A 14,841-nucleotide genomic window follows, 5' to 3' on the forward strand; every position below is an offset into this window, starting at 1 on the left:
GTCGCCTGATGAAGAAACCGCGGCTGGTGCTGACTGCATTCCTATCCGGCCTGCTTGTCGTCGCCGCCGGATGCGGTGGCATTCGGGGAAGTCACAGTGTCTCTCCGGCCTCCTTTCTGATTCCGGGTCTCGACGTCCACGCGCCGCGCCCGGTGCCTTCCCTGCCCGTCCTGCAGCACAGTCCCGCCCGATAAATTCCATCATGCGATTTCCTCTCGCGCTGACCCTCAAGATCGCCCGTCACATCACCCGCAACCGCCTGAAGGGCGTCTCCAAGTTCGCCATGGTGCTGCAGCTCGAGCCGCTGCATACCTGCAACCTGACCTGCACGGGCTGTGGGCGGATCCGCGAATACTCCACGAGCCTCAAGGATCTGGTACCTCTGGAACAATGCCTGGCGGCCGCCGCGGAGTGCGATGCGCCCATGGTCTCCATTTGCGGTGGCGAACCGCTCATCTACCCGAAGATCGAGGAGCTGGTGGCGGGCCTGCGGGCGCAGGGGAGGATTCTCTACATCTGCACCAACGGCGTCTTCATGCGGAAGAAGATGCGCGAGTACCTCGCCGCCGCCTATGGCCCCGCGTTGGAGCCCCGGGTGGCGCAACTGGAGGCCGAGGGGCTGATCTCCGACAAGGAAGCCGCCCAGATCCGCAATGCCGATGCTGCGGCCCGCTCCAAGGTGACCATCCGGCCCACGAAGTGGATGTACTGGAACGTCCATGTGGACGGCTTGGAGTACACCCACGACCTCATTGTTGAGCGGGAGGGCGTGTTCAAGGAATGCGTGCTGGCCATCCGGATGGCCAAGATCCTCGGATACCAGGTCGCGACCAACACGACCGTGTACAAGGAGACCGATCCGGGCGAGCTGGACCAGATGTTCCGCTTCCTGAGCGCCCTGGAAGTGGACGGCCATACGATTTCGCCGGGGTACGACTACGATGCCGCCAAGAAGGACATGGTGAAGCGGCTGGGGCGCGATCCGAAGGACTTTTTCCTGACCCGTGAGCTGGTGCGCGAGAAGTTCAAGGACGTCCAGCGTTGGGGCCGGGAGTTCACCTTGTTCGGCACACCGGTCTATCTGGAGTTCCTGGCCGGAAGGCGCGAGCTGCCCTGCTCGGCCTGGGCGATCCCCACCTACAACGTGCGTGGATGGAAGGCTCCCTGTTACGTCATGACCGAGGGTCACTACGGCACCTACCAGGAGGTCTTGAAGACGGTGGATTGGGAGCGCTACGGAACGAAGGACGGCGTGGCCCTGAATCCGAAGTGCGAAAACTGCATGATGCACAGCGGTTACGAGCCCTCCGGAGCCCTCAGCACCAGCCTCCGCGACACCTGGGTCAACATGCGGTTCAACTTTGGATCGAAGCCGCGGCCGTACCCGTCGTCCCCCGAGCTGACCCGGGCCGCCTACAACGGGGCCAGCATTGGCAAGGGGCACCTCGCAGAAGCCAAGGCGGCCGTGAATCAGGAACTTGCCGGAGCGAAGTCGGCGTACCAGCGCCGCGACGAGGAGCCCGAGGGAGCCCCGACGAATGGCGGGTGCAGTTCGGGCACGTCTTCGGAACGGGACGCGCTCATCGCCAAGGTCCGCGACTCGGGATCCGCGGTGGCCAAGGGCGATTAGTTCTGGCCGTCAGACCTTCGGTTCCCAACCGGGGCGGTATTCGCGGCTCCACAACTGCTCCATCTCCCGCGTCGGCCTCACGATGCGCCCCGTCACGGCGTCCACCGACAACTGGGTGCGGGTCCGGTAGGCAATGTTGCCCAGGTGGCACCAGCGGGTGCTGATCTGCGCCTCGGCGATCTCCGAGTTCAGGGGGACGTCCCCCCGGATGGCCTCGACGAAGTTCGCGAAATGATGCCGGTCATCCAGCCGGCCGGCCACTGCGGACACTTCCCGGCCGTCCAGGTCATGAATCCGGTACCCGGCGCCGCCGTCCATGGCGAGCACACCTTCCTCACCGTAGAAGGCGACAAAGGCGTGGTTTTCATGACGGCGTGGCAGGCAGCTGCTGGAGTCCCAGGTGATGCCGGAGGATCCCAGATCAAAACTGGCCAGCGTGGTGTCGGGCGTTTCCTGGTCGTCGTCGTGGTGGTAGCGCCCGCCGGTCACGGCAACCCGCAGGGGGAACCGGGCGTCCAGGCCCCACCGTGCGATGTCGAGCGCGTGGACCCCGTTGTTGGCCAGTTCACCGCCGCCCCAGTGCCAGCGCCAGTGCCACTGGTAGTGGACGAGATTGTCCAGGTACACCCGTTCCGGGACCGGTCCCTGCCAGCGCGTGTAGTCGAGCCATTCAGGCACCGGGACGGGCCGGCCGTGACCGATGCCGCCCCGGCGGGCGTCGTACCAGCAGCGCGCAAATCGCACCTTGCCGATGGTACCCGAATGGAGCTTGACGATGGCCTCCTGGATCTCCGGCTGGCTGCGGCGCTGATTGCCCATCTGCACCCGGCGATCGTGCTTGCGGGCCGCTGCGACCATCAGTTCACCCTCCCGGGCGTTGTGGCTTCCTGGCTTCTCCACATACACATGCTTGCCGGCGGCGCAGGCCAGGATCGTTGCCGGGGCGTGCCAGAAATTGGGCATGGCGATGGACACCGCATCGAGGTCGGGCTCCTCCAGCAGGCGGCGAAAATCCGCTTCGCCCCGGGGTGAAGCCCCCTCCTTTACGGCGAGGTCGCGTGCGGCCGCCACCCGTCGGCTGTCGGCATCACAGACCGCCACCAGTTCCACGTTGGGCACCCGGAGAAAGGTCCGCACATGATCCAGTCCGCGCCCGAGCCCGACCACGCCCACCCGCACCCGGGATGAGGCCGGCTCAGGGCGTGCCAGCGCCGGCGGCAACCCGGCGGCCAGTGCGGCGGCCAGCGCGCCAGCGGCCCGGGTGAACTGACGGCGATCGAGCCCGCGTGAGGCAGGGGAGGTGTCCATGGAAACTCCCCACAACACGCCGTCGTCCCTCCGGAAAATCAAGGCATTCCGGATGGCCCCGGCAGCGCCGGTGCCCCGTGGACGTTGAACCTCCCCGGGATTTGGCCGGTACCCTGATCCGTGCTCCGGTGGGGCTCCCGCCGAGCCGTGCAGGGAACCTGTGGCCGGGCCTGATGGGACTCCACACGCGTTCGGTTCAGGTGACTCCCGGCCCACCACCGGGTGGGAGCCGCCGAAGAGCATTCTTTCTGTTCTTTGGAATTTTGATTCCTGCCCAGTTTCAGCATGAATCGTCACTGGTTTTACGACGGCCCCCGGTGACTTCCATGAAGCAGCCAAATTTCCTACGTCAAGAGAAGTTTCTCGAGTGTAGCAACGATTCTGTCGCTAGAGTGGCCGTCCCATTTCTCGGGAATCACGCCCCGCTTCCATTGGTCGGCGAACAGCCGGTCGAGGGCAGGCATCAGCTTCGCTGGGTCCGCTCCGATCAGCTCGCTTGTGCCGTGAGTTACAGTCTCGGGGCGTTCGGTGTTCTCCCGAAGTGTTAGGCACGGGACTCCCAGCACCGTGGCCTCCTCCGTGATGCCGCCCGAGTCGGTGATAACAGCCCTCGCATGTTTAACGAGGTAGTTGAATTCGAGATAGCCCAATGGCTCAATCAAGGTCAGCGCGTCCGTTCTGGAATAAAGAGTTTCGAGAACCTTGCGTGTGCGGGGGTGAACAGGAAAAATGATTGGAAACATTCGGGTGCCGCGCCGGATGACGTCAAGAACAGCTCCCAATGTGGCCGAATTGTCCACATTGGCCGGGCGATGGAGGGTAAGCACAAAATAGCCGCCTTTGGAGAGTCCAGCTGTAGTCCAGATGGATGGCGGGCGGAGGCGAGTCAGGTTGGCTAGGAGTGTGTCGATCATGGTATTCCCCACAAAGAAGATTCGATCGTCGGTGACGCCCGTTCTGCGGAGGTTAGCGTTGGCGGTCTCGCTGGTTGTGAAAAACCAATTGCTGATGGAATCGGTGACTATACGATTGATCTCCTCAGGCATGGACCAATCGCCCGAACGGATCCCGCCTTCAACGTGGGCTACGGGAATCCTGGCCTTACGAGCCACGATAGCGCAAGCTAGGGTCGAAGTAACATCTCCTACAACGAGGCATAGTTCAGAAGGTTCGAGGGCAAGCAGTTCTTCGTACCGGGTCATAATGGTTCCAGTCTGCTCCGCTTGGCTGCCGCCTCCAGCTGCGAGATTGATGTGTGGTTCGGGGATATCGAGTTGCTCAAAAAATGCTTCGGACATGGCGCGGTCGTAATGCTGACCGGTGTGTATCAATCGATAGCGAAGTGGTACGGAACGATTACCATGAATTCGGGGATCTCCAAAGCGACGATGAAACGCGTGGATAATGGGTGCAACCTTGATGAAGTTGGGCCGGGCGCCCGCAATAAGGTCAAGGAGAGGCATTCGAGGAGAAATTTTGTTGAAGGGATGTCGCGGAGTCAACTCTTGCTTCGGGGTCGCTGACCCCATCGCAAATCAAAACGATACAGAGTGCGCAATCTAGATTCGCGATATGTCATTGCCAGTTGGGTCAGTGCCCGCATAAAAAAGCAAACAAAATATGTTTGCTATTATATTAAACTGCTTCAGAACCGAGCTTCGCAGAATGTGGCAAGACAAAAGTTGTCAACTTCGTATCAGAACGGGTCGCTCATTACTCTACCTGACTGCAACATCCTATACACCTCCCTGGTTGCCTCCGCCGTGCGCCTCCAGGAGAATCTGGCTGCGTTGGCTCGACCGCGGTCGGAAAGCATGCGACTATAAGCAGAGTCTGAAAGTAGTCGACGAACCGACGCCGCGATCGCCATCGGACTGTAGGGATCGAAGAACTCGGCGCCGTTACCCGCTACCTCGGGTAGTGATGCGACATCCGAACACGCGACCGGTACACCAGCGGACTGCGCGTCCAGGACCGACAATCCGAAACCCTCATACAAGGAAGGAGAGACAAACAGCTTCGCCTGTCGCAGCAGGGGAGGCAGATCAGAATCGGGCACATAACCTGTGGACATGACCCGGTCGCCCATCTTGCTCGCGGACACTGCGGCCGCGACCTCCCCATTATCTGGAACGTGCCCGATGAGGACAAGGCACCATGGCAGGTCAGTGACCTGGGCCATGGCCTTGATGAGCCGGGGGATATTTTTGCTGGTACTCTTTGATGAGAACGCGACAAGATACGGCTGCTTGATGCCGTAGTGGCGCAATACGTACTGATCGGCGACGTTTCCCGCGTCGCCCACTACAGGCGCCAGACCTGGGCGTGGAGCTTCAGGGATGACAACGATTTTTGACGCAACGTCTGGTAGATCCTCGACGATCTGCCGCCGCGAGCTCTCGGAGACCGTGATAATTCGATTGGCACGCCGCGCCACGCCGCGCACTGCGATCTGCAGTGTGAGTCGTCGAGACTGGGGCATGTGCGCCGCGAAACCGGTGTAGATCAGGTCGTGGATGGTCACGACGTGTGGAACTCCTGGATACCAGGGGCCGACATACCCGAGTGAGTGCAACACGTCAACTTGGTTGCCGCGCAGCAGCGCCGGCAGGCGGGCCTGCTCGAACAGGTAGCGCACGGGCCGCTTGGTGGCCTCGACGTTGCAAGGAACAAACGTGATGCCAGTGTGGATTGCCGATAGATGCTCGACCGACTCGCGATTCACAAATGCCGTGTACCGGTCGGAAGCTCCCTCGGCTGCTAGCGCCAAGAGCTCGTTGATCAGCAACCGGGCGTACGTTTCGGTGCCGCCAACGACGCCGGGTAGCAGGTACAGGAGATTGAGGGCAATGTGCATTATTGGTTCAGTCCGCGATCATGACCCAGATTTTGATCGCCCGGGAAGGATCGCCGAAGGACAAATATTCTGTCGACCCATTTTGTCAATCCGGCCATTGGCACAACAAGGTACGGTGGGCAAATTCTCTTGCTCGCCGACACAATTTCGTGAAACATGTTTCGAGGTTGGCAACAATCGGAGATGCGAATTGCGCTTCGATGGACTAGCCTAGCAGCAGAACAATCGACAACGAAAAAGCATTGCTTGAAGATGTGATTCGGGATTACGCCATTGCAGCGCGATGGAAAGGCAAGTTTCGTCTTTTGGAATTGTCGTTGAATATGCGCTTGCCTAGGTCGCATTCCCTCCCTTCGCATATTGAGGCAGATGTTCATCCGACGGCGCAGGCTGCAGTGGTTGGCGAGCAACATATACAAAGAACTGTGAACGAGCGAATTGTCTGGAAACGACGGTATGGAGCCCCGAGGGGGCTGACAGATCGAACATGCGTCAGGTGGACGTATTATTTTTCCTGCTTGAGAGAGGCTCAACAAGTTCTGGTCGAGATTGTTTTTGCTCCAGCTCATCAGTTTTAAGAGAAATTGTGGCGGCCTTTGAGCTATGAAAACCTGTAGATTACTATTCACCGGAATCTCCAATCCTGTTGAAAATGCAGGACAGCAAAAGCTCTACTTCCTCGCTCGCGAGCTTGAAAAGTTGGGTTGCCTTGTTGATGTAGCGGTTCCAGAGCACTCCGAAAATCATCGCCTCCTTGAAGCGATTGGTTTCCAGGGAAATGCATACTTTTTTGACGATCAAACATGCAGGTCGCACTTGCAACAGCGCGCGAAGATTCTCAAAACAGGTCGCTGGCAGTTTGTCCATTCGATTGGTGATGGGCTTCGAGCATTAATTTATGGCCGGGCCAAATTTAAAGTCTTGTATGAATTTGATGAGTGGATATCTGCTTACACATCGCAGAGCATTTTTAAGCGCTTTTATTTAGAGATAGTGTGTAGAGAGAAGTGCCGCCGCGCATTTGGCGTGATTTGTGGGAGTGATTACATCGCGAGCAAAGTTTCGAGTTTTCGTCCCGACTTGAAGTCAAAAATACTTTATCTACCGGTGGGCATAAGCAGCCTTGAAAACAGCGTTGATTTAGCTCTATACAAAAGTTTATGTGATCGATTTAAAGATCGCAGAATGTTTTTCTACATTGGAAATGTTTTGTCAATTTATCGAGAGCAAATTGCTGAATTGTTTGATCTTGCAGAGATCTGTTTGGAATCGAAGTGTCATTCATTCATTTTGATCGCAGGAGCTGGAAGTGATTTGGAGTATTGGAAAGCTCAGGCGGTAGAACGTCGATTAGACTCGGTCATCGTTTTCGAAGGAAATGTTCCGCGTTCAAAGCTTGCAACCTACTGCAAAGCTGCCACGGTCCTTTTGTTTCCGTACCCTCCAAGCATTCCAAACATCGCTCGTTGCCCTACTAAACTGTTTCATTATGCTGCGGCCAACAGGCCTCTAGTAACCAATCGAACTGGAGAAGTTGCCAAAATCTTTGGGGATAATGCGTTCTACTATGAACCCGGCAACAGTCGAGATATGTTTCGCGCATGCCAGGCCGCAATTCTGGCACACCCTGCCTACGGCAACGGGATAAACCTAAATTCATTGACTTGGGAATCCAGAGCGGCCAGTTATTATCAATGGCTTTCGGGGATTCTCTTGAAATCAGCCTAGTTGCAAGTTCCATAAGCGTGATGGTTTTCAACGCACGAGAATTCGACCTAGTACACTAAACGCCTCGGCGTGAGCGTGACGTATTTGGGAACCTCGGACGCAAGCGAGAGCGCGAACCACATTTCCGTCGAGATAGGGCCTCCCATCCAGAACTTGTGACCTGTACGAGGTGACGAGACGAATTTTCGCAAGTACATCCTGCTCCGCGAGTGGTACATAGACATCAGGGGGGGATTTGCCGAGATCGTTGTTAGGGAATTCCCCTGCAAGCAGGCTTTTGTGAGCTTTGAAGACACGGGCTGCCTCGGCTGCCACCTGGACGTGGTCTTGATTTGTGTCAGTGATTGGGTGGGTAATGATCAGATCGTAGTGGTCTCGGAGGGCTTCGAGAGTTGAGTAAATAGTGGATCGCTTTTGTTCGAATATCCCCTGACACGCTGGCATCAGTAGCGTTGTGTGGTCAACAATCTGGGCGGAGGTTGTCTCTCGCAACCAATTAATGTTCGTGAGCATCTCCCTTCTCGCCTGATTTGCCCGTGCCTTGGATAGCACGCCGCGGTGATCACTGAATACAAGCAGCCCAACTCGAAGTTTTGTGCGGCAAGCCAAATTAAGGAGGCCTCCGGCGATGAGTTCAATGTCATCGCAATGGGCGCCAACAAATAATAGTGAGCTTGGGAGCTTCACGATATCGATCTAGTAATATGCCCTGCCTCATGCAACCAAATCGCAGTTTGTCGTATTCCTTTAGTAAGGGGAGTACGACAGGCGTCGGGAAGCATCGAGCGAAGTCGAGTAACATCGGCGATCCTCCTTACAACGTGATCCCAATGTCGTTGCTCAGTCACCTGAATGTGAGCTTCGTCGCCGGGATATAATTCAGAAATCAATTGTGCCAGATCCAGGATGGACGTTTCAACCCCGGTGCCGATGTTGACAACCGAATTCTTTGCAACTTCCGCATTTCGCAGGACTTCAACCACGTCGTGTACAAATGTAAAATCACGTGTAGCCTTTTCTCCATATACATGAATTGTGCGGGAAGGCTGATCAAGAGACTTCAGCATATTTGGTATCGCATTTCGATAATGTCCTGGCGGGTCACCCGGGCCGTAGACGTTAAAGAGGCGGAAGATTGCGTATGGGATTCCACTGTTTGCTACGTAGCGCTCTCCAAGGAGCTTGGTCAACGCATAGGGGGTTCCCGGTGCGATCCGTGAATCCTCGCAAAACGGAATGTTGCCATCTCCATAGGAGGAGGAAGATCCCGTATAGACGAATAGTCGGCATCCGACATGACGTGCAAATGTGAGCACGGCGAGGGTTCCTTCAGCATTTGAACGAAGGTCAATCTCGGGGTAGTCGACTGATCGCTCATTTGCGAACGATGCCGCGAGATGGTAGAATCTATCATAGGGACCGTTCGGAAGCGCGGCAAAGTCACATTGGAGACGAATGTCACAGTGAACGAATTGAAGGTTTTGTTTGATATCTTGAAGATTTTGCAGTGAATCAACGCTCGAGAGATTGTCGGCGACAACGACTTCGTGCCCCGCATTAACGTGTGCTCTGGCTAGATGTGAACCAATAAATCCTGCACCGCCGGTTATAAGAATACGCATTAGTGGCAAGAGTTTGAAATTGGGTGGATTGATAATGGGAGAAGGAAGGGTAGTTGATCGGCTGAATGTGAGGGGAACGACAGAGAATGGTGCTCGAAGGTATGCCGCAGGGTTTAGATTAATGGCTTCGGGCTCGAAGTGAAACTCATGAGGGATAAACAGTCAGCAAGGGCATGCGAAGAACAGATTCAGAGAATCTCGCATTGAGGTGGGAAAATTGGTTTGAGACGGGTAGTTGAGCATTGGATGGTTTGATCGGAGATCCTGGGAGAAGAGCTTGTTGTGCGACTATTGGAAGTTAGTGACTCTGGGGTGCGCTTAACCGCACAGAAGGTCTGGTGAATGGAGACCTAAGATACAATGGATCCGGGTTGCCAATTGGAGGCAGATTCGCTTGGTGGAGGGATCGAGGTCGGTCACCGGGTGGCGTAGATTAGAATAATTAAGCGGAATCATCAATTTGATTGGATATGGAGTCTGAGACACGCACCTGTACGCCAATCGCGGCGGGACCAGAGGGCGTTGATGGATTAGGTCATTGCGGAGGGTTTGGTCGCTGATGTCGCCAATCGAGCCTTGGGAGAACGGCGTGACTACATCGACTTTGAGGCGTCGGTGACATTGAGTCTTAAGTGGAGGAGAATGCGAGCGCAAAACGCGGCTATGGTATATAGAAGTCCTCAGCTGTCAACGGCATCGATGTGGCTTGAGTGAATCGTCTGCATGGATTCCGGAAGAGTTCTGGGCTGGGTTTGTTGTGGGATTCGGACAAGGCAGCTTCGAGCTGTCTTGCTGTTCACCTCACGACCCCGGGGGGGGCGGGCGCTGGTGACCGGCACGCGGCGCGGGCGGGGAGCTGAGTGGAGCCATGGCAGCCTGGGAGCGGAGGGCATCGGAGATGTTCGTGGGTGCAGGTAGTCGGTATCCACCTGTCCGTGGGAGGTGCTATTCGCCTCCGGCACGCATATTCGCGTTGGGCCTGTGGGGATTCGACGTGCCGGCTCGGGATAGCCACCAAGGAGCTGATCCCATCTTCGGGAGCAGCCGCTTGAGAAGTCAGCGGAAGCCCTGGGTGCCAACCTCCTCCCGGTTCGGCAGGGCATCAACCGACCGGGTGTCCCGCTGGCTCCGGTCCGGTTGGGGTGCCCTGATGGATCATCGGCGCATGACCTGCAGTCGCATGAAGATGGGCGCGCCCGCGGGCTGCGACGGCGTCCAAAGCTCGCGGACGACGTCCGGCCCTGCACGTTCGGACGACACCAACCTCGCCGGAGTCCACACAACCAGATTGGTGGAATCGGTGACCGTCAGGGCGACATCATCCGCCGAGAGGCGCCGGCTGATGGCCAGTTGGAATCCGCCATCGGGCAGCACGCGGGGTTGCAGCGCGGCGGCGGCATCCCCGGGTGTCCGATCGCTGGTGCCCAACGCGTGTTCGGTCAGCGCGGACAGCCCGTCGCCGTCGGCATCCGCATCCGGGTCCCCCTCCAACAGCGTGGCATCGGACGCACCGGGTGTTCCGCCGGCGTGGACACTGGCGCGCCAGGCGGACGGGTTTGCAGGCCCCAATTCGGGACGTGCCAGGACCAAGCTGTACCCGCCGCCGCCGGTTCCTGCGGGCCAGGGGGGCGTCGTCGCGTAGGTGAGGTCGAGAAGCGTCAGACCCTCCGCGGTCTCCAGGCGAAGTCGCTCCCCGGTATCGGACAACTGCCCGAAGTAGCGGCCGGCAACCGGTGCCGCGAGTCCATGGTTCCGCCGGAAATGGAAGAGGTCCGCGGCGAGGACCAGGCGTTGTCCCGGTCCCAGCAGGGTGTCCAGGGTGTCTGGAAACCCGTAACGAATGCCGTCGGTGAAACGGGCACCGCGGAGGTTCACGGCGTGGTCGGAGCGATTCACCAGTTCCAAGAACTCCGCGTCGTCGCCTCCCTCCGGTGGCGCACAATAGATTTCGGTCACGACCAGGTCGCCCGGGCCGGCCGGGAGCTCGCCGACCTGGAAAAAGGCAACGTTGAGGGCGGACCAGCGGTCGCCCTGTAGGGCACGGCTCTTCACGATGGTGTTCCGGGTGAGGAGCGGGAACTCCGGTTCCGCGCCGCTGGCCGCCGTGCCGACCGTGAGTTCGAGGTCAAAGCTGGCATCGGAACTGGAAGGAGAGGCCTGATGGAGTTCGACGGCGAGGACGTTGTCTCCGCCTCGCAGCAACTCCGTGGGGATTTCGAACTCCAGGAACTCCTGCCCGTCGTCCGTGGCGTTCGAGGCCGCGGTGGTGCCGGTGACCACCCCTGCGGGCATGGAATCGCGCACCGCCGGATGGCCGTTCACGTAGACGATCGCCCCGTCGTCTCGCCGCAATCGAAGATCCGTGCGGACGAGGTTGCCGGTCCGGTCCAGGGCGAACCGGTGGCGGAAATAGATTGTCATCCACTTGGCGGACGCATTCCCGCCATACGGGATCACCGTGGCCTCGTCGCCCTCGCCGTACCCCAACTCTGCGGGTCCCTCAGCCCATTGGGTGTCGTCAAATGACGGGTGCTTCCAGTCGGCTGAGGACCAGGTGGGATGTCCCACAACCACGTCGCTGGTGGAAAGCCCGCGGGCGTTGGTGAACCAGCGCCAGCGCGCGCCGGCGGGAACCAGGGTGCGTGTCCCGCCGCCGAGGGTCAGCGTGCGTGCCGCGGGGGACACCGCACCTCCGGGCAGGCGCGGATCCGTCCCGTCGAGGGTGTAATGAAGGCCGGCGGCGGCCGGGCCGGTGAATCTGAGGACGGTGCCGGACGGGACGCTGCCGGCTGCGGGGAGATGGGATGGGGCGTCGAGCGACGGGAGAAAACCGGCGCTCCGGAACTGGCTGCGCGCCTCGGCCGTGCGACGGGGCAGCCACGAGTGGAGGGCCGAATCCCGCCGTGCCGCCCAGGCGTCCGGTGTCAGGTAATTCCATCGGGCGGATTCGGCGAGGAAGGCGCGGGTGATGGCCTCCGTCTGGCGGGTCAACCGCGCCGCATTTCGCTCCGGGGTCAGGGCTCCGCCGTTGGCGAGGTTCCGATGGATGGCATCGGCGAGCAGCATCCGGTACTCCGGGTCACCCTCCCGGAAAAGCGTCGAGAACAGGCTGCCCGGACCATCACCGGGCTGCCGTCCGGGGGCGCCGCGCACCGTCCGGTTCCCGGCCGCGCAGTACGCGGGGATGCAGAACCATCCATCGGCATCGTTGAGGTGGAACTGGAATCCGGTGCCCGGAACCACGGGCCCGACACAGCGGTACTCATCCTCGCTGCCGCCGAACATCCACATCAGCATGTAATCCACGTACTGCGGCACATCCACCCAGTGGCGCAGGTCCTGATAGCGGTCCCGGAGGCTGCGCGCGTGGGCCCACGTCGAGCCGTCGCCGTCGTAGGCGCTTCCGGGTTCGGCCCAGCCTCCGACGTTCCAGTTGCCGTTGATCGCCTCGTAATCGGCCTTCGAACCCCCAAGGTACTGCTGGTGCATTGCCGCATGCCACCGCTCCCGGAGGTGGTAAAGACCCCAGTAGATGCCATTGAGATACAGGTGGACGAAACGGCCGTGCGGGTTCAAGCGGCCCATCTCAAGCAGGGTTTCGTCGGTAAACAGGTTCGCCATGTAGAATCCCCGCATCTCCATGTCGTGGGACCCGCTCCGCAGCTCCAGGGCGTCGAATTCCTGCACCGCGGTGAGCCCGGAGTCGTGGCCCTCAAACAGGGGATAGCGCAGCTTCGCGGCGCCGTACTCCGATCGGAAGTACAGGCGGAAACTCTTCTTCGCGAATTCGGTGAAGGCGCCTCCGAACTGTTTCAATCCGCATGGCACCTGAAACCCGGGACCGCCGTCCGGACGCAGCCATTCCATCGTGCCCGTCACTTCCAGGGTGTCATTGATGGGGCGTGCCGTGGTGAGGGCGACGCTGGGCAGGTCGAGCAGGGCCGGGCGCATCTGGTCCTGGTAGCGGGGGTCACGGGTGATGGCGGTGCGCATCACCGGCGAGGAGACCACCTGGTCGGGGAACACATAGGTGTGGGTCACCGGCGGGGCGGGTGACCAACCCGGACGGAATGCGGCGGCCCGGAGCACCGTGGTGCGCTCGATCGCGACCGGTGCTTCGTAAACCAGGCCGGCGGTCGCCGTCGGCTCGGTGCGATTGGTGGTGTAGCGAATCGCCGCTCCGGGAGTCTCCGTGTGCAGGACGACCTGCAGCGGCCCGTCATGAAAACCGCGTTCGGCCCGGACGTTCAAACCGGCGACGATTCCCTCGAAGGCCACTCCGTTGCTGGCACCGGGTGTCGGGGGACGGAAAAAGCCGATGGCACCCCGGGTGTCGGCCCCATAACTGATGTCGGCTTGCTGTGGCGGAAACCGGCGCGGGACTGGATAACCTGCTGGAAACTGCTGCAACGGACGGGTGTCCGCCGCGCCGGCAAGCGCGAGGTATTCCCCTGCTGCGGCCATCCGGAAATTGGTGTGCAGCGGGCGTTCGGGATCACGGCGATCCTTGCCGGATGCAAAGACCACCAGGTACCCGCCCGCAGGAATCCGGACGTCCGGCAGCGGCCATTTCCGGAGGCGGTCCGGATCGTCACTGAGGAAGTAGCCCGCCAGGCCGAGTCCGAAGGCGTTTGGATTATGCAGTTCGATCCAGTCCTGGGCGTCGCCGTCCTCATCCTTGAGTCCGTCGGCGTTGTCGGCGAGGAACTCCGTGATCCGCGGCGGGTCCAGCACGACATTCACGCCCACGACCTGGGTGGTCTCCACGAGTCCGGCTTCGTTCCGGGCCACCAGACGGTAGGTGGTGGTCGCGGCGGGGCGCACGGTCACCGAGCCGCGGACCGGATCCACGGGGCCGATGTCCGGCTCCACTTCCGCCTCCGAGGCATTGAGCAATTCCCATCTCAGGACGGTGGAGGCGCCGACGGCGAGGGTATCGGCGTCTGAAGCGAATTGAAGAATCCGAGGCACGGTCCCGCCATACACCTCGATCTCGGCGACCTGGGGACTGTAGGGGGCGCCGTCGGCGTTCAAGACCCGGATGAACCGGCCAACGAACTGACCTGTGGGATTCAACGAAGCGGTGAGGACGTCCCTCCCCCCGACCCCGGAGTGGGAACCGTCGGCGCGGATGCGGGTGGACCAGTGGAGCTCTCCGGGTTCGCCCTCACGATCTCCGTACACCTCGACCTGGTAGTTGCTGAGGCGTTCCGGACAACATCCGTCGGACCGGTTTCGGGTGACGATATGATCAAGGGCGAAGGTCCTGCCGAGGTCCACCTGGAAGTAGAATCCGAGGGTTCCGGAGGCGGCGCGCGGGTGGTTGAAGGTGTCGGGATTGCCGTCAGCGACGAACTCGAGGGCGAAGGTGCCCCAGGTGGGACCGGACGCCTCGACCGGCTGGCCGGCGGCCAGATTAACGGCAGCCGCCCCAAGGGCCGTGGCCCCGTAGTGGATGGCGCCCAAGGCGACCAGCCAGGCGAACCACAGCGGCTCGCGGACCCAAAGCCACTGTCCCGGGCTCCGCTCGTCAGAATTGTTCATCCGCCAAGGGAAGTCTGACAGTCCAAGGTCGGCAGGTCCATGGGGTGTTGATCGTCGCTGCGATTCGTGGCGCATGGACCTCGCACCCGTGAAACCATTGCCGCCGCCCAAGCGTGGGCAATGGGGTCACCCTTTGTCCCTCCTCGTCACGC

General features: G+C 60.0%; 9 protein-coding genes. 3 read left to right on the forward strand and 6 right to left on the reverse strand.

Annotated elements, in window-relative coordinates; all coding sequences use genetic code 11:
• Positions 1 to 8: 8 nt before the first annotated feature.
• Both KF791_01000 and KF791_01005 read left to right on the forward strand, forming a co-directional pair.
• Positions 9 to 194, forward strand: coding sequence for a hypothetical protein (locus KF791_01000; protein ID MBX3731150.1), 186 nt, complete (start codon positions 9 to 11; stop codon positions 192 to 194).
• Positions 195 to 202: 8 nt separating this feature from the next.
• Positions 203 to 1,630, forward strand: coding sequence for a DUF3463 domain-containing protein (locus KF791_01005; protein MBX3731151.1), 1,428 nt, complete (start codon positions 203 to 205; stop codon positions 1,628 to 1,630).
• A 9-nt stretch (positions 1,631 to 1,639) separates the two neighbouring features.
• Here KF791_01005 and KF791_01010 read toward each other — a convergent pair whose 3' ends face one another.
• The 3 genes from KF791_01010 to KF791_01020 all read right to left on the reverse strand — a co-directional run bounded on the left by KF791_01010 (position 1,640) and on the right by KF791_01020 (position 5,795).
• Entirely contained in the window at positions 1,640 to 2,938 is a 1,299-nt protein-coding gene (locus tag KF791_01010) for a Gfo/Idh/MocA family oxidoreductase (GenBank protein ID MBX3731152.1), read from the reverse strand.
• 344 nt (positions 2,939 to 3,282) lie between these two features.
• Positions 3,283 to 4,401, reverse strand: a complete 1,119-nt coding sequence (gene wecB / locus KF791_01015; protein MBX3731153.1) for a UDP-N-acetylglucosamine 2-epimerase (non-hydrolyzing) — start codon at positions 4,399 to 4,401, stop codon at positions 3,283 to 3,285.
• Positions 4,402 to 4,634: 233 nt separating this feature from the next.
• Positions 4,635 to 5,795 carry a glycosyltransferase family 4 protein gene (locus KF791_01020; protein ID MBX3731154.1) on the reverse strand — a complete coding sequence of 387 codons (1,161 nt, stop codon included), beginning with the start codon at positions 5,793 to 5,795 and terminating at the stop codon, positions 4,635 to 4,637.
• A 603-nt stretch (positions 5,796 to 6,398) separates the two neighbouring features.
• On the opposite strand from KF791_01020, the gene KF791_01025 reads away from it, so the two are divergent.
• Positions 6,399 to 7,523 carry a glycosyltransferase gene (locus tag KF791_01025; protein MBX3731155.1) on the forward strand — a complete coding sequence of 375 codons (1,125 nt, stop codon included), beginning with the start codon at positions 6,399 to 6,401 and terminating at the stop codon, positions 7,521 to 7,523.
• Positions 7,524 to 7,550: 27 nt separating this feature from the next.
• Here KF791_01025 and KF791_01030 read toward each other — a convergent pair whose 3' ends face one another.
• From KF791_01030 to KF791_01040, 3 genes are all read right to left on the reverse strand, one after another.
• Positions 7,551 to 8,210 carry a PIG-L family deacetylase gene (locus KF791_01030; GenBank protein MBX3731156.1) on the reverse strand — a complete coding sequence of 220 codons (660 nt, stop codon included), beginning with the start codon at positions 8,208 to 8,210 and terminating at the stop codon, positions 7,551 to 7,553.
• Complete coding sequence (locus KF791_01035) at positions 8,207 to 9,145, reverse strand: NAD-dependent epimerase/dehydratase family protein (protein ID MBX3731157.1); 939 nt, start codon at positions 9,143 to 9,145, stop codon at positions 8,207 to 8,209. The genes KF791_01030 and KF791_01035 overlap by 4 nt, the downstream gene beginning before the upstream one ends.
• A 1,155-nt stretch (positions 9,146 to 10,300) precedes the next feature.
• Positions 10,301 to 14,689 (reverse strand): lamin tail domain-containing protein, encoded by a 4,389-nt coding sequence (locus tag KF791_01040; GenBank protein ID MBX3731158.1) that lies wholly within the window; start codon positions 14,687 to 14,689, stop codon positions 10,301 to 10,303.
• Positions 14,690 to 14,841: the final 152 nt, after the last annotated feature.

The organism is Verrucomicrobiia bacterium (assembly GCA_019634635.1).
Taxonomy (GTDB): Bacteria; Verrucomicrobiota; Verrucomicrobiia; order Limisphaerales; family UBA9464; genus UBA9464.